Annotated in this window: 22 protein-coding genes; 5 read left to right on the top strand and 17 right to left on the bottom strand. The window is 71.0% G+C overall.

From position 1 onward, the window contains the following. The first annotated feature begins 12 nt into the window (after nucleotides 1-12). Complete coding sequence (locus tag H629_RS0104350; RefSeq protein ID WP_024356124.1) at nucleotides 13-1,287, top strand: M20 family metallo-hydrolase; 1,275 nt, start codon at nucleotides 13-15, stop codon at nucleotides 1,285-1,287. On the opposite strand, the gene H629_RS0104345 is transcribed toward H629_RS0104350, so the two are convergent. From H629_RS0104345 to cuyB, 6 genes are read right to left on the bottom strand one after another with little or no spacing between them, the layout of a single operon-like run. Then, complete coding sequence (locus H629_RS0104345; RefSeq protein WP_024356123.1) at nucleotides 1,238-2,110, bottom strand: amino acid ABC transporter permease; 873 nt, start codon at nucleotides 2,108-2,110, stop codon at nucleotides 1,238-1,240. The genes H629_RS0104350 and H629_RS0104345 overlap by 50 nt on opposite strands. Further along, a complete protein-coding gene (locus tag H629_RS0104340) occupies nucleotides 2,107-2,754 on the bottom strand; it encodes an amino acid ABC transporter permease (RefSeq protein WP_024356122.1) in 648 nt (215 codons plus the stop codon). Before H629_RS0104340 ends, H629_RS0104345 begins: the two co-directional genes overlap by 4 nt. 49 nt (nucleotides 2,755-2,803) lie before the next feature. Further along, nucleotides 2,804-3,706, bottom strand: a complete 903-nt coding sequence (locus H629_RS0104335; RefSeq protein WP_024356121.1) for a transporter substrate-binding domain-containing protein — start codon at nucleotides 3,704-3,706, stop codon at nucleotides 2,804-2,806. Nucleotides 3,707-3,750: 44 nt separating this feature from the next. Further along, on the bottom strand, nucleotides 3,751-4,509 hold the full coding sequence (locus tag H629_RS0104330; protein ID WP_024356120.1) for an amino acid ABC transporter ATP-binding protein: 759 nt from the start codon (nucleotides 4,507-4,509) through the stop codon (nucleotides 3,751-3,753). Next, complete coding sequence (locus tag H629_RS14440) at nucleotides 4,506-5,693, bottom strand: amidase (protein WP_024356119.1); 1,188 nt, start codon at nucleotides 5,691-5,693, stop codon at nucleotides 4,506-4,508. Before H629_RS14440 ends, H629_RS0104330 begins: the two co-directional genes overlap by 4 nt. Continuing rightward, the gene (gene cuyB, locus H629_RS0104320) at nucleotides 5,686-6,429 is read right to left on the bottom strand and encodes a cysteate racemase (protein ID WP_024356118.1); all 744 of its coding nucleotides are present in this window, start codon (nucleotides 6,427-6,429) and stop codon (nucleotides 5,686-5,688) included. Before cuyB ends, H629_RS14440 begins: the two co-directional genes overlap by 8 nt. Before the next feature lie 113 nt (nucleotides 6,430-6,542). Here cuyB and H629_RS0104315 point away from each other — a divergent pair, with 113 nt between their 5' ends. After that, nucleotides 6,543-7,202, top strand: coding sequence for a GntR family transcriptional regulator (locus H629_RS0104315; protein WP_024356117.1), 660 nt, complete (start codon nucleotides 6,543-6,545; stop codon nucleotides 7,200-7,202). A gap of 159 nt (nucleotides 7,203-7,361) precedes the next feature. On the opposite strand, the gene H629_RS0104310 is transcribed toward H629_RS0104315, so the two are convergent. Then, complete coding sequence (locus H629_RS0104310) at nucleotides 7,362-7,751, bottom strand: TFIIB-type zinc ribbon-containing protein (RefSeq protein WP_024356116.1); 390 nt, start codon at nucleotides 7,749-7,751, stop codon at nucleotides 7,362-7,364. A 144-nt stretch (nucleotides 7,752-7,895) separates the two neighbouring features. Here H629_RS0104310 and H629_RS0104305 point away from each other — a divergent pair, with 144 nt between their 5' ends. After that, on the top strand, nucleotides 7,896-8,285 hold the full coding sequence (locus H629_RS0104305; protein WP_024356115.1) for a TIGR02611 family protein: 390 nt from the start codon (nucleotides 7,896-7,898) through the stop codon (nucleotides 8,283-8,285). Here H629_RS0104305 and H629_RS0104300 read toward each other — a convergent pair. The 3 genes from H629_RS0104300 to cls form a co-directional block, all read right to left on the bottom strand. Continuing rightward, nucleotides 8,278-8,898: a DUF4870 domain-containing protein gene (locus tag H629_RS0104300; RefSeq protein WP_024356114.1), complete on the bottom strand. Its 621-nt coding sequence runs from the start codon at nucleotides 8,896-8,898 to the stop codon at nucleotides 8,278-8,280. The genes H629_RS0104305 and H629_RS0104300 overlap by 8 nt on opposite strands. A 142-nt stretch (nucleotides 8,899-9,040) precedes the next feature. Then, complete coding sequence (locus tag H629_RS0104295) at nucleotides 9,041-9,739, bottom strand: winged helix-turn-helix domain-containing protein (protein ID WP_024356113.1); 699 nt, start codon at nucleotides 9,737-9,739, stop codon at nucleotides 9,041-9,043. A 454-nt stretch (nucleotides 9,740-10,193) separates the two neighbouring features. Further along, a complete protein-coding gene (gene cls, locus H629_RS0104285) occupies nucleotides 10,194-11,696 on the bottom strand; it encodes a cardiolipin synthase (protein WP_024356112.1) in 1,503 nt (500 codons plus the stop codon). A 500-nt stretch (nucleotides 11,697-12,196) separates the two neighbouring features. Between cls and H629_RS13960 the strand changes: the two genes are divergently transcribed. Continuing rightward, nucleotides 12,197-13,324, top strand: a complete 1,128-nt coding sequence (locus H629_RS13960) for a hypothetical protein (protein WP_051137799.1) — start codon at nucleotides 12,197-12,199, stop codon at nucleotides 13,322-13,324. A gap of 90 nt (nucleotides 13,325-13,414) precedes the next feature. Here the strand turns inward: H629_RS13960 and upp are convergent, their stop codons facing one another. Beyond that, on the bottom strand, nucleotides 13,415-14,053 hold the full coding sequence (gene upp, locus H629_RS0104275; RefSeq protein ID WP_024356111.1) for a uracil phosphoribosyltransferase: 639 nt from the start codon (nucleotides 14,051-14,053) through the stop codon (nucleotides 13,415-13,417). A 17-nt stretch (nucleotides 14,054-14,070) separates the two neighbouring features. Here upp and H629_RS0104270 point away from each other — a divergent pair, with 17 nt between their 5' ends. Beyond that, on the top strand, nucleotides 14,071-14,544 hold the full coding sequence (locus H629_RS0104270) for a nucleoside deaminase (RefSeq protein WP_338034112.1): 474 nt from the start codon (nucleotides 14,071-14,073) through the stop codon (nucleotides 14,542-14,544). Nucleotides 14,545-14,624: 80 nt separating this feature from the next. Here H629_RS0104270 and H629_RS0104265 read toward each other — a convergent pair whose 3' ends face one another. The 6 genes from H629_RS0104265 to H629_RS0104240 all read right to left on the bottom strand — a co-directional run bounded on the left by H629_RS0104265 (nucleotide 14,625) and on the right by H629_RS0104240 (nucleotide 20,115). Next, on the bottom strand, nucleotides 14,625-15,695 hold the full coding sequence (locus tag H629_RS0104265; protein ID WP_024356109.1) for an ABC transporter ATP-binding protein: 1,071 nt from the start codon (nucleotides 15,693-15,695) through the stop codon (nucleotides 14,625-14,627). A 1-nt stretch (nucleotide 15,696) separates the two neighbouring features. Further along, entirely contained in the window at nucleotides 15,697-16,587 is an 891-nt protein-coding gene (locus H629_RS0104260) for an ABC transporter permease (protein WP_084705344.1), read from the bottom strand. Further along, nucleotides 16,584-17,432, bottom strand: a complete 849-nt coding sequence (locus H629_RS0104255; RefSeq protein WP_024356107.1) for an ABC transporter permease — start codon at nucleotides 17,430-17,432, stop codon at nucleotides 16,584-16,586. The genes H629_RS0104260 and H629_RS0104255 overlap by 4 nt, the downstream gene beginning before the upstream one ends. A 65-nt stretch (nucleotides 17,433-17,497) precedes the next feature. Then, a complete protein-coding gene (locus tag H629_RS0104250) occupies nucleotides 17,498-18,637 on the bottom strand; it encodes an ABC transporter substrate-binding protein (protein WP_024356106.1) in 1,140 nt (379 codons plus the stop codon). 153 nt (nucleotides 18,638-18,790) lie between these two features. Continuing rightward, entirely contained in the window at nucleotides 18,791-19,093 is a 303-nt protein-coding gene (locus tag H629_RS0104245; protein WP_017882622.1) for a hypothetical protein, read from the bottom strand. 53 nt (nucleotides 19,094-19,146) lie between these two features. Then, nucleotides 19,147-20,115 carry an AraC-like ligand-binding domain-containing protein gene (locus H629_RS0104240; protein ID WP_051137798.1) on the bottom strand — a complete coding sequence of 323 codons (969 nt, stop codon included), beginning with the start codon at nucleotides 20,113-20,115 and terminating at the stop codon, nucleotides 19,147-19,149. Between the last annotated feature and the right edge of the window lie 94 nt (nucleotides 20,116-20,209).

Here is a 20,209-nt window from a genome sequence, read left to right as displayed (position 1 = left end):
AAAGGAACCATCATGACGGAGCACCCCACCACGCAGCACGACGCGTTCCTCGCCGACTGGGCCGTGCACTCCCGCTTCGGCGCCGTCGAGGGCACCGGGGGCGTCGAGCGCCAGGCCGCGAGCGCCGCCGACGGCGAGCAGCGCGCCTGGTTCGCGCAGCTGCTCGAATCACACGGCTTCACGGTGCGGCGCGACGAGATCGGCAACCAGTTCGGCCTGCTCGAACTCGTGCCGGGCGCGCCCTACGTGCTCACCGGCTCGCACATGGACTCGCAGCCCACCGCCGGCCGCTTCGACGGTGCCTACGGGGTCATGGCCTCGGCGCACGCGTGCTTCCGCGTGGCCGACGAGCTGCGGGCCTCGGGTGAGACGCCGCGCTGCAACCTCGCCGTCGTCAACTGGTTCAACGAGGAGGGTTCGCGCTTCAAACCCTCGATGATGGGCAGCTCGGTGTTCACCGGCAAGCTGCCGCTCGCCGACGCGCTCACGACGCCCGATCCGCACGGCGTGACCGTCGCGGAGGCGCTCGACGCCATCGGGGAGCGCGGCGACGCCGCGGTGTTTGGCGGCGACGGGCCCCGGGTCGCCTCCTACGCCGAGATCCACGTGCAGCAGGGGCGCAGCATGGAGGAGGACGGCGTCACCATCGGGCTCGTGAACGCCACCTGGGGGGCGCGCAAGTTCGAGTTCAAGGTCACCGGCGAGCAGGCGCACAGCGGGTCGACGCTCATGGCGGATCGCCGCGATGCGCTGCTCGGCGCGGCACGCCTCATCGTGGCCGCCCGCGAGCTGGTCGACGAGTTCGAGCCGGGCGCGCTGCACACGGCCTGCGGCGAGATCAACGTCTACCCGAACTCACCCGTGGTGGTGGCGAGCGAGGTGCAGCTGCTGTTCGATCTGCGCTCGCCGAGCAGCGAGGTGCTGAGCGCCGCCTACGACAGAGTCATGGAGACCGTCGAGCGCGTGCAGCGCGAGGACCGCGTGCAGATCGAGATCGTGGCCGAGCACAGCTGGGATCAGAACCCGTACCCCGAAGCGGGGCTCGAACTCGCCCGCGAGGTGGCGCAGGAGCTGGGGCTCACCCACGACCGGGTGATGACCGTGGCGGGGCACGACTCGACCAACATGAAGGATCAGGCGCCCACCGTCATGCTCTTCGTGCCGAGCGTCGACGGCGTCTCGCACAACCTGAACGAGTTCACCCGCGACGAGGATCTGCTCGCGGGCGTCGATCACCTCACGGGCGTGGTGCGGCGACTCGCCGGGGGAGCGCTCGTCGCCGAGTAGGCGCTGCACCCCGCAGGCGCGCTTCCGTGGCGCGGGCGAGCCACGACAGCAGTCCGTTCACGACGAAGAAGATCGCGCCGATGAGCAGGTACATCTGCAGCGGGTTGCCGAGCGACTGCACCGCGATCTCGCCGCGGCGCAGCAGCTCCTCGAAGCCGATGATGAAGCCGAGCGCGGTGTCCTTCACCACGATCACGAGCTGCGCGATGAGCGAGGGCAGCATGATGCGGAACGCCTGCGGCAGCACGATGCTGCGCAGCGCGCGGCCGCGGCTCAGGCCGAGGGCGAGGGCAGACTCGGTCTGGCCCCGTGGCACCGCGTGGATGCCGGCGCGCACGATCTCGGAGATCGCCACCGAGTTGTAGATGGTGAGCCCGATCACGAGGTACCACAGCAGCGGCAGGTCGACGCCGATCACCGGCAGCGCCCGCGAGGCGAAGAAGATCGAGATCACCACGGGCACGGTGCGGAAGAACTCGGTGACACCCACGATGCACCAGCGGTACCAGGGCAGGGCGGTCACCCGCAGCAGCGCCAGCGCCGTGCCGATGGCGAGGCCCAGCACGATCGAGATCGCGCCGGCCGAGGCCGTGTTGCCGAGCCCGCCGAGCAGGAACTTCCAGACGGTCGTGAACTGCGGGTCGAAGGGGTTGAACAGAGGGGACCAGTGCCGGGCTTCGAGCTGCCCCGACTGCTGCAGACGCACGCCCACGTAGGCGGCGACCGAGAGCAGCGCGGCCCCCACGACGGCGGTGATGATGTGCGTGCGGCGGCGGCCCCGCGGGCCGAGCCTGTCGAAGAGCACGGAGGGCGAACCGGTCATCGGAGGACCGCCTTTCGTTCTGCGAGCGAGAACAGCGCACTGGTGGGTGCGATGATGAGCAGGTAGCCGATCACGACGCCGCCGAGCACCGGGATGACGTCGAGACCGCGCGTGGCCGCAAGGGTGTCGGCCACGCTGAACAGGTCGCCGCCCACGCCGATCGCGCCGACGAGCGCCGAGTCCTTGATCATGGCGATGGAGGTGTTCGCAAGCGGTGGCACGGCTGCGCGGAACGCCTGCGGCAGCAGGATCTGCGAGAGCGTCGTGCCGAAGCCGACCCCCAGCGCGCGGGCGGCCTCGGCCTGCCCGATCGGCACCGCGTTGATGCCGCTGCGCAGCGCCTCGCAGACGAAGGCGGCCGTGTAGACCGCGAGCGCGCTCGTGCCGAACCAGAAGTACGAACCGCGCACGCCGATCTCGGGCAGGCCGAAGGCGAAGAAGAACAGCACGACGGCGAGCGGCACGTTGCGCATGGTGGCGACCCACCCGGTTCCGATCCGGTTGAGGATCGGAACCGGGGTCACCGAGCAGACGGCGAGCAGCGATCCGAGCACGAGCGCCCCGAGGCCGCCCCACAGGCAGATGCTCAGCGTACGCAGCATCCCCTCGCCGAAGAGCGGCAGGTTGTCGAAGATGACGGACACGTCGAGGTCCCTTCAGATCAGTGCGCGTCGTCCGCGCGTCGGCGGAGCGTTACGCGCAGGCGATGAACTCGGGCAGCGACGGCACTTCCGGCACGACCGTGCCGGCCGTGCGCTTCCAGGCTTCGGCGAAGCGGCCGTCCTCGACCGCGGCGTTGAGGGTGTCGTCGATGAACTCGCAGAACTCGACGTCGCCCTTGGTGATGCCGATGCCGAAGAGCTGGTCGAGGTACGACTCGCCCACGATCTTGAACTCGCCGTCGGCCTCGTCGGCGAGGCCGAGCAGGATGGTGCTGTCGGCCGCGATCGCGTCGACCTGGCCGGTGCGCAGCGCATCGGCGCACTTCGAGTAGACGTCGAAGAGCACGAGCTGGGCGGCGGGGTCGGCGAGGTGCTCGGAGATGGCGTCGAGGTCGGCGGATCCGGTGGCGCCGCACACCTTCACCGAGGCGTCGCCCACCGACTCGATACCGGTGATGGCGTCGTTGTCGGCGAGGGCCATGGTGAGCGTGCCCGCGTTGTAGTAGGGGCCCGCGAAGGTGACGCGCTCCTGGCGCTCCTCGGTGATCATGTAGGTGGCGATGACCATGTCGGCCTTGCCCGACATCACGGCCTCGTCGCGCACCTTCGTGTTCGTCTCGATGAAGTTGATCTTGTCGGCGGGGATGCCGAGCTCTCCGGCGATGATCTTGCCGATCTCGACGTCGAAGCCGGTGGGCTGGTTGTCGAGCCCCTTCAGGCCGAAGAGCGGCTGGTCGAACTTGGTGCCGATAGTGACGGTGCCGGCCTCGGCGAGGCGCGCCATGGTGGAGCCCTCGGGGAAGTCGGTGGAGCTCGCGACGGCGGGCGCCTCTGCGGCGGCGGATCCGGAGTCGCCGCCCGAGCAGGCGGTGAGCAGCAGCGCGCCGGCTGCGAGAGCGGCGAGCGCCGCGGCGGTACGGGTACGGTGCAACATGACAGTTCTCCTTTGATGCTGTGTGGTTGTTGACGGGGTGTGGTTCAGTGCTGCAGCACGCGCGACAGGAACTCCCTGCCGCGTGCGGATGCGGGTCTGGTGAAGAACGACTCGGGGGTGGTGTCCTCGACGATGCGCCCGTCGTCCATGAAGAGCAGGCGGTCGGCCACCTTGCGGGCGAAGCCCATCTCGTGCGTCACCACGAGCATGGTCATGCCTTCACGGGCGAGCTCGGTCATCACGTCGAGCACCTCCTGCACCATCTCGGGGTCGAGGGCGCTCGTGGGCTCGTCGAAGAGCAGCGCCTCGGGCTGCATGGCGAGCGCGCGGGCGATCGCGACGCGCTGCTGCTGCCCGCCCGAGAGCTGGTGCGGGTGCTTCTTCGCGTGGGCGGTGAGGCCGACGCGTTCGAGCAGCCGCTCGGCGGTGGCCCGCGCCTCGGCGCGCGGCACGCGGCGCACCCGGGTGGGGGCGAACATGATGTTCTCCTCGACGGTCTGGTGCGCGAAGAGGTTGAACTGCTGGAAGACCATGCCGACCCGGGCTCGCAGCCGGGTGAGGGCGCGCCCCTCCTCGGGGAGCAGCTCGCCGCCGATCCTGATCTCGCCGGCGCGGATCGGTTCGAGACGGTTGATCGACCGGCAGAGCGTCGACTTGCCCGAACCGGAGGGGCCCACGACCACCACCACCTCACCGGGGGCGAGCTGCAGGTCGACCTGCTTGAGCACGTGGTGGTCGCCGTAGTAGGTGTCGACGCCGCGCAGGCTGATGAGCGCCGTCGTCTCGGGTGCTTCGTCGGTCATGATCCGCTCCGATCTGCCTGCGGCGACGCCGCATGCGAGTGTGCCCCGCGCGTGAGCGCGGCTTCGAACTGTGAGGCGCATTCCAGCGCGGTCGCCTCGTCGCGCGCCACGATCTGCAGGCCGCCGACGCAGGCGACTGCGGCGTCGAGCGCGGAGAACAGGGCCGAGGGCCATCCGAGCTCGGCGCGGATCGAGGCTTCGTCGACTCCTGCGGCGGGAATGCTCCGGCCGAGTGCGGGCGCGAGCACGGCGTCGTAGGCGTCGAGCGTGCGCGCGAATACGTCGCGGTGCTCGGCGAGCCGGGCTCGCGCGACCGCGGTGTCGCCGACGGAGGCCGCGGCGGTCGCGAGCTTCGCGCGGATCGCCGGCCCGTAGCCCTCGGCCCCTGCCTCGTACCGCACCCGGTGGGTGCGGTAGGACTCGGCGTGCATGACGGTCCAGAACGCGTCGAGCGCCACGCGATCGATTTCGATCTCAGCGACGGGGCCCCAGTGCGCGGGGGTGGCGGGCGGGCTCCAGCGGGGCAGATGCATCGCTGCGACGCGCGGGGCGTCGAGCCGGTCGCCGCCGCTGGTGCCGCTCATCGCCTCCCAGGCCAGCCGCAGCAGCCGGGTATCGCAGGCGAGCGGTCCCACCACGTCGAACGACGGGGCGAGCGGGTGCACGCCGTCGCGTGCCACCGTTCCGGTGCGCGGGCGCAGACCCACCACGCCGCAGCAGGCGGCCGGGATGCGAATCGATCCGGCGGTGTCGGTGCCGAGCCCGATGTCGGCGAGGCCCGCGGCGATCATGGCGGCGGTGCCGCCGCTCGATCCGCCGGTGGTGAGCCCGGGATGCGCGGGGTTCGCGATGCGGCCCCAGTGCGTGTTCTCGCCCGTGACGCCCCACGCGAACTCGTCGAGGTTCGCCTTGCCCACCACGCGGGCTCCGGCCGCGACGAGCGCCGTGACGACGGAGGCGCTGGTCGGAGCGGGTGCGGGGTCGTAGGCGCGGGAGCCGTAGGTGGTGATGTAGCCGGCGACGTCGATGTTGTCCTTCACGACGAGGCGCGCGCCGGCGAGGGCGCCGCTCGGCTCGGTGTCTGCGGCCGGGTCGAGCCCGCCGCTCGCGAGGGGCGGTTCGCTGATGGTCATGTTGCCGGGAGCCCGGCGCTGGCCGGGCAGGGCGATGGCGAGGTCACGCATGGATCGGGCTCCCCTGATGGCTGCGGACGAGGGCTTCGGCGGCGAGCGTCAGCGGGTCGAGCACGGGCAGACCCGCGAACTCGGCGCCGAGCACCGAGGGCAGCTCGGTGCAGGCTGCGAGCAGTGCTCCGGCGCCGGTCTCGCGCAGCTCCGCCGCGGCGCCGAGGAGCAGTGCGGTCGCGGCGTCGAGGTCGCCGGCCTTCACTGCGCGGATCGCCTGCATGATGCGCGGCTGCACCGGCTCCGGCGGCACGAACGCGGGCACGCCCGCGGCGGCGAAGGCCTCCTGGTAGACGCCGGAGGCGATGGTGCCGTCGGTGGCGAGGATCGCGACGCCCTCGCCTCCGACTCCGCGCTCCGCGGCGACGCGCACGGTTTCGTCGACGAGGCTGAGGAGGGGCACGTCGATGCCCGCCAGGGCGCGGTCAAGGAAGATGTGCGCGGTGTTGCAGGCGACCACGAGCTGCTCGGCGCCCGCGGCGACGAGGGCGAGCGCGGCGGAGCGGATCGCCTCGGTCGGGTCGGCCCCGCCGGCGGTGAGGGCGTCGCTGCGGTCGGGGATGCGGGGGTCGCCCCAGATGATGAGGGGCAGGTGGTCCTGGTCGCGCGAGGCCGGGCTCGCGGCGATGATGTCCCGGTAGAAGTCGGCGGTCGCGAGCGGCCCCATGCCGCCGATGACGCCCACGAGCCCGGTGCCCGACGGCGTCGGGGTGCCGGGGGAGGTGCGACTGGTCATGCTCGCCTCCTTGCGATCACGGAAACCAATATATCGGATTCAATGTATTGAATCTTGGCAGACTCCGAGCGTCGTCGCAAGCGGGCGGGCGAACTGCGTTACATTAAGGCACCATGGAGCAGTTGCGAACCGTCGAACGCCGCCGTCTGAGCGACGTGGCCTTCGAGCGTCTGCTCGACGCGATCATCCGCGAAGACCTGCCTCCGGGCGCGCGCATCCGCGACGCCGAACTGGCCTCCCAGCTGGGTCTCTCGCGCACCCCGGTGCGGGAAGCGGTGAACCGTCTCGTCGATCTCGGGCTCGCCGAATCGAAGCCGAGCGCGCACACGCGCGTCACCGTGCTCACGGCGCGATCGGTCGAGCGCACGCTCGAGATCCTGCAGTCGCTCGACCGGCTCGCCGTCGAGCAGGCGGTGGCGAACATCGGGCCGGGCGAGCTCGCCGAACTGCAGCGGATGAACGACCGCTTCGCGGAGGCCATCCGATCGGGGTCGGCCGCAGCGGTGCTCGAGGCCGACGTCACCTTCCACCAGGCCCTGCGCGAGTACGCCGAGAACCCCGTGCTCATGCGCGTGATGTCGCAGCTCGACCCGCACGTGCAGCGCATCCTCTTCCGCAAGTTCAGCTCCCGCCTCGGCGCGCCGAATACGGTGCACCACCATGTGGCGCTGCTCGATCTCATCGCCGCGGGCGACGCCGCAGGCGCTGCCTCGTCGTCGGCTCAGCAGTGGCGCGAGCTGGGCGGCCAGATCGGCGAACTCTTCGCCGACTGACTGCCGGCAGGCTTCGCCGCGGCCCGGTTCAGCGCAGTTCACACCGTGGATCACAGCTCAGGCGGAGGAAATCCGTGATTTCCTCCGCCTGAGCTGCGATCCACGCCCTGAGCTGCGGCCGTGGTCAGGGCCGCAGGGCGCTGCAGCGCAGGGGTGCGCTCAGTCGAAGATGTCGCCGAGGAAGTCGAAGGGCTTCTTCTTCTTGTAGCGCGGATCGCGGTGGCGGTCGTCGACCCGACGGTCGCCGTACGAGGAGTCGTAGCGCGGGGTGTCGTAGCGGGGCGCGTCGTAGCGCGGTGCATCGTGCCGGGGCGCACCGTATCCGGGATCCGGCGCGACCTGAGGCTGCTGCGGATACCCCGGCTGCTGCGGTGCCGCAGCGGGCGCCGACGAGGCGAGCAGCGCCTCGGCCTCGGCCTGCGCCCGCTCGAGGATCTTGTCGAGCTCGCCGCGGTCGAGCCAGACCCCGCGGCACTGGGGGCAGTAGTCGATCTCCACGCCCTGACGCTCGCTCATGAGCAGGGTGGTTCCGTCGCTGGGGCAGTTCATGCTCCGACAGTACTGGCGATCGCGGGCCGTCGCCTCGCTGCGGGCCCGACTCGCGGCAGATTCAGAGGTGGTGGGACGCTCGGGGCACGGTTTCCCTGCAGCCGGCTTCGGCGGGCTGCCAGCCCGAACCCGTATTCTCTCGGTATGTCCGACCCCTACGCCGGCGACGCGGAGCGCGCCAGACGGCTGAGCAAGCGCTTCGGACGCTTCATGGAGCGGTGGCGCGCGATCATCCGCCGTAACCCCTGGCTGAACACCACCTACAAGGTCATCGTCACCGTGCTGGGCGTGCTCGTCGTGATCGTGGGACTGATCCTCGTGCCGTTGCCCGGCCCCGGCTGGCTCATCGTGTTCATCGGCCTCACCATCCTCGGCACCGAGTACCACTGGGCGCGCCGACTGCTCGGGTGGCTGCGCAGGACCCTCGCGCGCTTCTGGGAGCGCTGGAACGCGTGGAGGGCGGCCCGCCGGGCCCGCAAGGCCGAAGCCCGCGAATCCGGTGGACCGCCCTCCGAGGCGACGCCGCTTACTTGACGAATGCGATGTTGAAGATGAACGGCGGCTGCTCGTTGCGGCGGTAGGCCTCGGGGGCCTTCGCCGCAGCGATGATGTGGAACACGAAGAACACGATCTGCGCGATCCACGCGAGCGGCACCACGATGAAGTTCAGGTACGGGATCCACGCGCAGATGATGGCGATGGCGTAGATGCCGGTGCGGATCAGCGAGAAGTTCAGGTTGTCGCGGTGGAACGCGTAAGCCTTCGCATCGCCCTTGTCCTTCTCGATGAGGAAGAAGATGAGCGCCGGGATCCAGGTGAAGAACACCGACAGCCAGTAGTTCAGCGTGACGTTGTTCAGCGGATCCGCGACCGGCTGCTGATAAGCCGGGCCCGGCTGCTGGTAGCCGCCGGGCGGCGGTGCCTGACCTGCTGCCGGCGGTGCCTGGTACTGGGGCTGCGGCGGAGCGTACTGCGGCGCCGGAGGCGGCTGCGGCGCCTCGTACTGCGGCGACGCCGACTCGGCGGGGTTCGCAGGGGGTGCGGGCGGGGCCGTCGGGGGCTCGCCCGGGGCGCCGGTCGGCGGGATGCTCGTGGGTTCGCCGCCGGTGGGCTGCTCGCCCTGACCTTCGGGAGGAAGCGTGGACATAGTCGGTTTCTCCTTCGAACTGCGGGTGTGTAACGACGTTACCGCAGGCCGACCCGCGGCGGGAAGCATCGGAGCGCGCGGATGCGTGCGGGTCTCGCGATCGGCAGCGGGCTTTCAGGGGCCTTGGCGGCTCGCGCCGGGCTCAGAACGCGTCGGGGCTCGGCGCCGCGGTGTGCAGGATCGAGACGTCCGCGTGACGGTCGAAGCGGTAGCCGGTGCCGCGCACCGTGCGCACGATGTCCTGGTACTGAGCCAGCTTCACCCGCAGGCGCCGCACGTGCACGTCGATGGTGCGCTCGCTCGGCACCTCGGCGGCGGGGGCGTCGCTCCAGAGTCCGGTGATGAGCTCCTCGCGGCTGATGGTGCGGCCTTCGCGCAGCACAAGGTACTGCAGCAGCTCGAACTCGCGGAAGGTGAGGGCGGCGGGCACGTTGTCGAGCAGCACCCGCTTGCGGGAGAGATCGAGCACGACGCCGGCGGCGACGCGGTCCTCGGTGTCGGCCTCGTGCTGCTTCTGGCGGGCGTGCGCGGCCGGATCGCCCAGGGCGAGCCGCACCACGTCGACGTCGCGGCCGCCCGTGCCCACGGGTGCGAGCGCCACCGCGGCGTAGGTGTCGGCCGCCGGGGCGAGCTCGGCGACGAGCTGCTTGATGCGGGTGACGATGGCGCCGAGCCGGGGATCGCCGTCGGCGATCTTGTCGTCAGCGAGGCCCACGTACAGGGCGAAGCCCCGCACCTCGGTGCCCTCGGGCACGTTGCGCTCGGGCGCGGCCTGCACGGGGAGGTCGGCGGTGAGATCGGGGCGGGCCGAGCGGAGGGTCTGGGCGGTGGTGGCGTTCATGATGATGTCCTTCGAGGCTGTCGTGCCGCGCGCGGGTGAGCGGTGCTCGGGAGTGGAGCGCGGCGGTGCGGCCCGTGGGCCGCGAGGTGCGATGCTGCGAGCCGGCCGTGGGGCGCGGTGCTCGCGGGGTGCGAATCGAGCAGCGGATCCGGGGATCGACGCGGGGCTCGTGGATTCACGCGGGTGCCGGACGGACCGGCGGGGCGAACGAGGTTCAGCAGTCGTTCACATGCACATTCGACAGCGCATGACACCGCGACCGGCCATCATCATGCCGGTCAGCCCAAAGTTCACCTCGAAGGCGGACTGGGTGCGAATGGTCTCATGCATGAGGCACAGTTAAGCAAAGTGCGACCCTGTGTGTCAAGACATGACGCCAGGTTACGGGAGACATTCGGTGGCGCACGGAGTGCGAAGCGACCGCGCGGCCCTGTCGGGACTCGCGCGGTCGCCGCTACTGCAGCGCCGAGGTGAGTCGCATCGCGGACTCGGTGTAGCGTCTCGCGAGCGAGCGCGAGCCCCAGCTCTCGAGGTCGAGCTCGGTGCTCTGGGCGGCGTAGCCGTCGATGAGATCGCGAACCTGCGTGACAAGGTCGCCGCCGGTCGCGAGCAGGCTGATCTCGTAGTTCAGCCCGAAGGAGCGCATGTCCATGTTCGACGAGCCGAGCACGGCGCACTCGTCGTCGACGAGGAAGCACTTCGTGTGGAGCACCGCCGGGGCCGGGTAGCGGAGGATCCGCACGCCGGCGTCGAGGAGGGTGGCGTAGTACGACGACTGCGCGCGATCCACCATGAACTGATCGGCGGCCTCGCTGACGTAGAGCTCGACGTCGACGCCGCGCTGCGCGGCCGTGGTGATCGCGGCGAGCAGCGATTCGTCGGGCACGAAGTACGGGCTGACGATCGCGAGTCTGCGCTTCGCGAGGTACATGAGCGAGGTGAAGACGCGGAGGTTCGGCTCGGTGCGGAAGCCCGGCCCCGAGGGGACGAGCTGCACCGCGTTCACCGGGCCGCCGATCTCGCCCGCGGTCTCGTGCACGGAGGGGAGGAGTCGCGGATGCGTGGCGTCGTGGGCGCCGCGGTAGGCGTGCACCTCGATGTACTCGCCGCTCTCCGTGTACCAGTCGACCGCGAACACCGCTTCGAGCGACGACACGATCTCCCCGCTGAGCTCGACGGTGATGTCGTGCCAGAGCCGCCCGGCGGCGAGGTTCTTCGGCGAGCCGTAGTGCGCCTCGATCATGTTCTGCGAGCCCATGACGGCCCTGACGCCGTCGACGACGAGCAGCTTGCGGTGGTTGCGGAGGTCGATGCGCCGCATCCGCCGTTCGAGCGGGAGGAAGGGCAGCATGAGGTGCCACTCGATGCCGGCCTCGGTCATGCGGGCGAGCATGCGGCGGAAGCCGGCGTACTTCCGGGAACCGATGTGGTCGAGGAGCACCCGCACCTGCACGCCTCGCGCAGCGGCGGCTTCGAGTGCGCGGAAGAACCCCTCCGTCGTCTCGTCCCGCGCCATGATGTAGATCTCGACGTGCACCGATTCCGTCGCCGACTCGACGAGGTCGGTCATGCGGTCGATGCTCTCCCGGTAGTCCGTGAGCACGCCGTGGTTTACGCCGGTGACCATCGGCAGCGCGGTGAGCACGCGCGAAAGCTCGACGACTGCGGCGAGCGGCTCCGAGACCGTCGCCGACTCCGGCACGCGCGGCACGCGCTCGGTGCCCTCGGCGAGGAGCAGATTGGCCTGGGCCTGGATGCGGGCCCGGCGGCCGCCGACGTACGGGCTGCCGATGATGAGGAAGAGCGGCACGCCAACGAGCGGCACGAAGAGGATGAGCAGCAGCCACGCGGTCGAGGAGGACGGCTTCCGGTTCGTGGGCACGACGCCGATGGCGACGACCTTCACGATGTACTCGACGATGACGAACGCCGTGGTCGCGATTGCCAGCGCGCTCATGCGTGCAGCGCTCCGAGAGAGTTGGACCGCAATGCTCTATCCCTTCGTTCCGGCCGCGGCGCCGGAGTGCAGCCGTGCGGGGATCTGCTCATCAATATACCGAGGTCGCAGTCTCCGAGACCGGGCACGGGTGCGGCATCCCGCGTGCCCGCCGCCCGCATAGCGATATCGTAGATGCGCGGTGCCAGCGCGATCGCGAGACGACCGGGCTCGCGACGCCGGGCGGCACGACGATGTGACCGCAGCGCAGGGAGCAGAGCCATGGCCGACAAGACCGAGCGGACGGACTCCGGGCTGCTGCAGCAGCTCGCGGCGGCGGAGGCCGAGAACCGGGCGCTCCGCGCGCGACTCGACGCGGCGGAGCACGTTGCCGAGCACCCTGCCGATGCCGCCAGCGGCACCGCTGCGGCCGAAGCGGCACCGCCGCGCACCGCTCGCTTCTGGCGCGCCTTCGTCTCGGGCTCCTCATCGTCATCGCCGCGATCCTCGCGCCGATCGCGGTGGTCGGCGCCTCCGCGCACGCGCAGCTCACCGACACCGAGGTCTTCGTCGCCAGGTACGCACCGCTCGCCGAGGACCCCGAAGTGCAGGCGCTCGTCACCGACCAGCTCGTGGCGGCGATCGAGCGCGAGATCGACATCCCGGCGCTGACCGCCTCGCTCATCGACGGCATCGCGTCGCTCGACGTGAACGACCGAGCTGTCGCGGCGCTGCGCCTGTTCGAAGCACCGATCAACGCGGGGCTCTCGAACCTGGTGCGCACCACGGTGACTGACCTCGTCGAGTCGCAGGCCTTCATCAACCTCTGGCGTTCGGCGCTGCGCCTCACCCACTCCGAACTCGTCAGGACCCTCGCCGGCGAGGAGGGAGCGTCGCTCACCATCGGGCGCGACGGATCGCTCGGCGTGCATCTCGCGCCCGTGCTCGCCGAGGTGAAGCGCGCGCTGCTCGCCCAGGGCTTCTCGCTCGCGGCGCAGATCCCGGAGGTGGACGTGGTCGTGCCGATCGCCGCCGACGTCGACCTCCGCAACGCCCAACTCGGCTATCGCGCTGCGGTCACCGGCACCGCCTGGCTGCCCTGGGCGGCCATCGCACTGCTCGCAACCGGGGTGCTCGTCGCCCGCAACCGGCGCCGCGCGGTGCTCGGCGCGGCACTCGGGCTCACGATCGGCATGGGCGTCCTCCTCACCGGCTTCGGTGCAACGGGGGTGCTCCTCCCCGCGGCGACCGAGCTGTCGTCGGGTGCGGTCGGCGCGGTAGTGACCGCCGTCCTCGATCCGATCTCCCAGATCGCCGTCGCGGTGCTCACGGTCGCGATCTCGCTCATCGTCGTGAGCTGGTTCGCCGGTCCGGGCGGCCTGCCGACGAAGCTGCGGGGGCTCGCCGTCTCCGGCGCGGGGGCGGCGCGCGGCGTCGCTGCCCGTCACGCCCTCACCACGGGGCGGTTCGGGGTCTGGGTCGAGCGCTGGCAGCAGGCGCTGCGCTGGGGTGTGGCGCTGGCCGCCGGGCTCGTCGTGTGCCTGGTGCGCCCGCTCACGACCGGAGTCGTCGTCGCTGCGCTCGTCGGCGGGCTCGCCGTGCTGCTCGTGATCGAGCTCGTGCGGCGCCCCGAAGCTGCAGTCGACTGAGCGCCCCGGTTGCGCGGTCGCGCGGGCTGATGCTGTTGGTGCGCGGGGCCGGATCCGGGTAGCGGCCGAACCGGCCGCGCCACCGACCCGCTAGTGGTCGACGGTGCCGTAGAGGCGGTCACCGGCGTCGCCGAGACCGGGCACGATGTAGGCGTGCTCATCGAGGCCCTCGTCGAGTGCGCCCAGCACGAGCGTCACCTGACGGTCGCCCGCGGCCTTGCGGATCACCTCGACCCCCTCGGGGGTGCCGAGCACGCAGATCGCCGTCACATCGTCGGCGCCGCGCTCGAACAGGAACTCGATCGCGGCGGCGAGCGATCCGCCCGTCGCCAGCATGGGATCGAGCACGAAGCACTGGCGGCCCGCGAGCGACTCGGGCAGGCGCTCGGCGTAGGTGGTGGGCTCGAGCGTCTGCTCATCGCGCACCATGCCTAGGAAGCCGACTTCGGCCGTGGGCACGAGCTTCACCATGCCCTCGAGCATGCCGAGGCCGGCGCGCAGGATGGGCACGATGAGAGGTAGCGGCTCGCTGAGGCGCACGCCCGTGGTCGGGGAGACGGGGGTCTCGATCGCGTGCGGTTCGACGCGCACCTCGCGGGTCGCCTCGTACGCGAGCAGCGTCATCAGCTCCTCGATGAGCAGCCGGAAGGTGGGCTGCGGAGTGTTCTTGTCGCGCAGCACCGTCAGCTTGTGGGTGATCAGGGGGTGGTCCGCAACGAAGACTCGCATGCGCCTATTCTATTGCCGTGACCACCATCCCTCCATCACAGCGCGACGTCGCCACGATGGATCTCGCGCTCGCCGAGGCGCGGCGCGCGGCCGACGCCGGCGAGATCCCGGTGGGAGCGGTGGTGCTGGACGCGGACGGCGCGGTGCTCGCCACGGGCCGCAACGCCCGCGAGAGCGATCCGGATCCGACGGGCCACGCCGAGATCATTGCCATCCGCGAGGCCGCGCGCCTGCGCGGCGACCGGATGCTCGACGGCTGCACGCTCGTGGTCACGCTCGAACCCTGCGCGATGTGCGCGGGCGTGATCCTCGCCGCGCGCGTGCCGCGCGTCGTGTTCGGCGCGTGGGACGAGAAGGCGGGCGCCGCGGGCAGCGTCTACGATCTGCTGCGCGACGGCCGCCTGCCGCACCCGGTGCCGGAGGTTGTCGCGGGGGTACGGGCCGAGCAGAGCGTCGCGCTGCTGCGCGGCTTCTTCGAGCAGCGCCGGTGAGGGATCCGGCTCCGGTGCGACCGCGGAGTTCCGAGGTCGCACCGGAGCCGCACCCGCACCGCGGGCGCGCGGCGCATCGATCAGCTCCGCGGCGCCACCGTCACGGGCTCCGCGGCGAACGACACCCGCACCCGGTCGCCCGCCCCGTAGGCCGCCTCGGCGCCGTGCTGCACTGCGAGCGTGTCACCGTCTGCGAACTGCACGATGGTGCGGCGGATCGGCCCGAGGAATCCGCTCGACACCACCACTGCGTCGAGCTGCCCCGCGCCCCGCTGGGAGCCGGCCCCGAGCCGCACGTGCTCCGGGCGCACGTAGACCCGCACCTCGGCGCCGCCGGTCGCGGGCGTCCCCACGACGGGGAGTTCGGCGCCGCGCACGATCACCCGGTCGCCCTCGAGCCGGCCGTCGACCTGGTTCGAGAGCCCCACGAAGTCGGCCACGAAGGGCGACGCGGGGCGGCGGTAGAGCTCTTCGGGCGTGCCGAGCTGCGCGATCCGACCGCCCTCCATCACGGCGACCCGGTCCGAGACGGCGAGCGCCTCCTCCTGATCGTGGGTGACGAACACGGTCGTGATGCCGAGCTCGGTCTGGATGAGCCGGATCTGCTCGCGCAGCCGCACGCGCACCTTGGCGTCGAGCGCCGAGAGCGGCTCATCGAGCAGCAGGGCCCGCGGCCGGGTGACGAGTGCGCGGGCGAGCGCCACGCGCTGCTGCTGGCCGCCCGACAGCTCATGCGGAAAGCGCTCGGCGAGGTGCGAGAGGCCCACGATGTCGAGCATGTCGGCGCTGCGCGCCGACCGCTCGGCCCTCGGTACGCGCCGCATCTCAAGGCCGAATTCGACGTTGCGCGCCACCGTGAGGTGGGGGAAGAGCGAGTACTGCTGGAAGACCATGCCGATGTCGCGGCGGTTCACGGGCACCCCCGTGACGTCGTCGTCGCCGATGAGCACACGGCCGCCCGAGACCGACTCGAGCCCGGCGATGCAGCGAAGCGCGGTCGTCTTGCCGCAGCCCGAGGGGCCGAGCAGGCAGATCAGCTCGCCGGGGGCGAGCTCGAGGTCGACGCCGTGCAGCACCGTGGTGGAACCGTAGGACTTGGCGACCCGCTCCAGGCGGACCGAGGAACCGGTGTTCGAGGGATCGGTGGGCACGTCAGGACTCCTTGGCGGTGGCGGAAACTGGGGCTGGCGCGGCCAGGGCGCCGGGTGCGGCGAGCGCGCCCGCGACGGGGCCGCCGACGCGTCGCGCGCGTCGCCGCGTCGCCGAGCCGGTGCTGCTCACCGCGAGCAGCACGGCGAAGGCGCCGATGAGCGAGAGCAGCGAGACGATGACGGCCGCGAACGGGTCGGACTTCGACACCTGCAGCAGCGCGACCTGCAGGGTCGTGCGGTTGAGCAGCGACGAGACGGTGAACTCGCCGAGCACGATCGCGATGGTGAGCAGCGATGCCGCGAGCAGGCCTCGCCGCACCCCCGGCGCGATGACCCGCACGAGCACGGTGCCCCAGCCCGCGCCGAGCGACCGCGCGGCCTCGGCGCGGGTGCGGGCGTCCATGCCCTGCAGATCGGCCACGATGGCGCGGTACGCGAACGGCAGCACGAGCACGCCGTAGGCGAGGCCCAGCGTCCAGACCCCCGACCCGAGCAGCTGCCCGATCACCCGGTAGACGGGTGCGAAACCCACGACGAGCACGATCGCGGGGATCGCGATCGGCAGCACGGTGAGCAGGTCGAGCGCGCGCTCGAGGCGCGGGAAGCGCAGGTGCACCAGCACGATCGTGGGGAAGAACAGCACGAGCACGATCATGAGTGCGATGGCTGCGAGCGCGAAGGAGTTGCCGATGCCCTGAAACAGCGTGCGGTACCTGCGCGCGTTCTCGGGATCGAACAGCGCCGCCCAGTGCTCGAGGCCGTAGCCGCCGGCGGTCTGCCGCAGGGTGAACTCGAGCATGGCGACCAGCGGGATCAGGAAGAGGCCGCCGACGACCGCGACGACGATGCGGGCGGCGACGGGCGAGGGGCGCCCGGGCACTCGCGCGCTCATCGCTGCCACCTCGCGGCGCGCGCCATAAGCCGCCCGTAGACGAGCATCACCGCGGTCATCACGACGATCATGCCGAGCGCGAGGGCGCCCGCCGTGCTCGCGCTGCTGCCGCCGGTCTCGCCGATGAGGGCGGCGCGGATCTGCAGCGGCACGATCTGCGAGCCCTGGCTGATGAGCGCCGCCGCGGTCGCGTACGACGAGAACGCGTTGGCGAACAGCAGCAGCAGCGAGCCGAGGAACGCGGGCGCGAGCACCGGCAGGCCGACCCGCAGCCAGTACGCGCCGCTCGATCCGCCCAGGGTGGCGACCGCCTCCGCCCAACCCGGCCGCAGTGCGCTGACGGCGGGCAGGAAGGTGATGACCATGAGGGGCACCTGGAAGTAGAGATAGGGCAGGATGAGGCCGGGCAACTCGTAGAGCCAGACGCCGCCCGAATAGATGTCGACCCCGCCCCGCTCGCGCAGCAGCACCGTGACGATGCCCTGGATGCCGATGGTCGCGATGAACGCGAACGCGAGCATGACGCCGCCGAACTGCGCCAGCACGGAGCTGGCGGAGTCGACGACCCGGCGCAGCGGCCCCGTCTCGGGCAGAGCCGCGAGGGCCCAGCAGAGCACCGCTCCCACGACCGCGCCGATGGCGGCGGTGAGGGCGCTCACCCAGATGCTGGCGCCGAACGCCTCGAGCGTGGCGGGGGCGAGCAGCGCGCCCAGGTTGTCGAGGGTGAACCCCTCGTCGTCGAAGAACCCGCTGCCGATGGCGAGCAGCGTGGGCACGGCGAGGAACAGCAGCACGTAGGCCGCGAACGGGGCGAGCCCGAGTGCCGGGAGGATGAGCGACTTCATGAGGGAAGCGGAGCGGCGCCCCGCGCGACCCGGCTCGACCGGGAGGTGCGGGGCGCCGCGAGCCGTCACTTGATCGTCGCGGCCCAGCGCTCGGCGAGCACCGCGTTCGCGGCCTCGGTCTGCGCCTGGTCGGGCGAGATCCAGTCGTCGCCCTCCGTTCCGAAGGTCGCGGCCTCGATGAGACCCTCGTCGGCGGCGCCCGAGGCCTTCAGGGCGTCGACGCGCACGGGCACGGCGTTCCCCTCGAGGAACAGGGCCTGCGCCTCGTCAGAGAAGATCCACTCCTGCCAGAGGCGGGCGGCCGCCGGGTGCGGGGCGTCGGCATTGATGGCCTCGTTGTAGAAGCTGACGTACGCGGCGCCGGGGATGACCGTGGTCTTCCAGCTCGGCTTGTCGGCCGCGGCCGCGACGTTGTTGAACGACCAGTCGAACACGGCCGGGGTCTCGCCCGACGCGATGGTCGCGGGAGTGGGGTCGAGGGTGAGGAAGTTCCCCGCTCCGCGCAGCTGCCCCACGAAGTCGATGCCGGGGCCGAAGTCGTCGACGCCGCCGCCGTTCAGCGCCGCGATCCAGCCCACCGCGGCGAACGCCGCACCGGCCTGCGTCGGGTCGCCGTTCAGCGCGACCGCACCGCGGTAGTCGTCGCTCAGCAGATCGTCGAGCGAGGTGGGCTCGGGCAGTTTGTCGCTGTCGTAGCCGATCGACATGACGCCCGAGTAGTTGTTCACCCACAGCCCTTCGGGGTGCTTGTTCTCGTCGGGGATGTCGTCCCAGGTCTCGACCTTGTAGGGCGCGAACTTGTCGGTGTTCTCGAGCGCGACGGCCGCGCCGAGGTCGAAGACGTCGGGGGCGGTGTCCTGGCCCTTGAGGTTCTCGGCGGCCTGGATCTCCTCGGCGCTCGACGCGTCGGGCGACGCGGAGTTGACCGTGATGCCGTACTCCTCCTCGAAGCCGGCGATGATCGCGCCGTAGTTGGCCCAGTCCTCGGGCAGCGCGATCACGTTGAGCTCGCCCTCGGCCTGAGCGGCCGCGACGAGCGCGTCGAAGCCGCCGAGATCGGCTGCGCTGGTGGAGGTCGAGGCGTCGACGACGTTCCCCGAAGCGGTGTCGTCGCCGCCGTTCGAGGAGCAGGCCGCGAGGGTGCCGCCCAGCAGGAGGGCGGTGGTGACCAGGGCTGCGGAGCGCAGGAGTGCGCGAGAATTCACGTGGATTCCCTTTCGTGACGTGGGTGCGGATCGCCGGGTCGGCGCTCGCGGCACCGCCCGGGGCGGTGCCGATCCGACACCACGCTAGGGAGCGCGGATGTCCTCGTGGGGCTCGGCGCGTGACGCGCCGGTGAACTCTCGGTGCGCGATGGGTCAGTCGTACGACAGCGTGACGATGGAGCTGGTCGACGGCGTCGCCGCGTTCGGGTCGAGGTAGACGTCGGGCTCGAGGTAGATCACGGCGACCTCGGCGACCGCGGCCTGCACCCGGCGCTTGGCCTGGTGCAGCACGAACGAGACCTCGCGCATCGTGAGATCGGGATCGAGGTCCACCTTCGCCGCGACCATGAGTTCGCCGTCGGCCTCTCCGAGGTCGAGGCTGATCACCCGGGAGATCCTCGCGCCGTCCAGCAGCGCCTCTTCGATGTGTGCCCGGTGCTCGCTACCCGCGGTCATCTCGATCCCTTCGTCGCTTGCCCACATTCTACGGGGGAGGCCTCCGGATCGGGTCATAGAAGCGCGACTGCGCGGAGATGCGCGAGTCGGTGCTCGCGCGGCGTGCGACCGTAAGTCGACTTGAAGAGCTTGCTGAAGTGGCTGAGGTCGACGAAGCCCCCGGCCTGCGCGATCTGCAGCACCGTGCGCTCCTGCAGCGCGGAGTCCTCGAGGTCGATGCGGCAGCGCTCGAGGCGCCGCGACCGGATGTAGCCGGAGACGGTGAGCCCCTCCTCCTGGAACAGGTACTGCAGCTGACGGGTGGAGATGAAGTGGGTCTTCGCGATGGAGTCGGTGTTGAGATCGGGATCGCAGAGGTGCGAATCGATGTGCATGCGCACCGACTCGAACGCCACGCCGTGCTCGTCGCGCGTCGACGTCGCCTGGATCTCGGACGAGAGCAGCGCCGTGATGAGCTCGAAGGCGCTGTGCATGATGCGCGAGCCGTTCACGCCCTCGAGCTGGTCGAGGTTCTCGGCCATGTGCTGCATGAAGGGGCAGATCACGCGGCCGATCCCCGTGTCGCCCGCGAGTCGCGCCGCGGTGACCGTGTGCACCATGCTCGCCGAGAGCCCCAGCATGGAGTGGGGAAAGAGCATGACGAGCGATCGCATGGGCCCGCCGTACTCGAGGGTGTAGGGGCGCGACGTGTCGTAGATGGCGGCGTCGCCAGGGTTGAGGTGGGCGCTGCGACCGTCCTGCATCACGAGACCGGTGCCCTCGAGCTGCATGCTCAGCTTGAGGTGGTCGTTCTTGTCGCGGCGGATGGCGTTCGAAAGCCGGTGCACGCTGTGCGAGGACGCGGCGATGTCGGTGACGCAGATGCCGCCGATGGTGCGGGTGCGGATCGTGCCCGTGAAGGTCTCGGGCGAGCCGGTCGACAGTGCGAGCGGTACGAAGCGGTTGCCGACCAGTCGCACCCATTCGTCGAATCCGACCGACTCGTGCGACTCCATCGAATATTGGGGATCGTGCGCCGACATCGGCATGCCTCCTTGCCCGTTGAACATCATCGTCCGTGTGCAAGAGTACGACCAACCGGCCGCCGCTTCCAGCCCGGGCGGCTGGCTGCGCGAC

The organism is Leucobacter chironomi DSM 19883 (assembly GCF_000421845.1).
GTDB lineage: Bacteria > Actinomycetota > Actinomycetes > Actinomycetales > Microbacteriaceae > Leucobacter > Leucobacter chironomi.
Note: the sequence above shows the minus strand (reverse complement) of the source record. Positions and strands in the feature narration are given on the sequence as shown.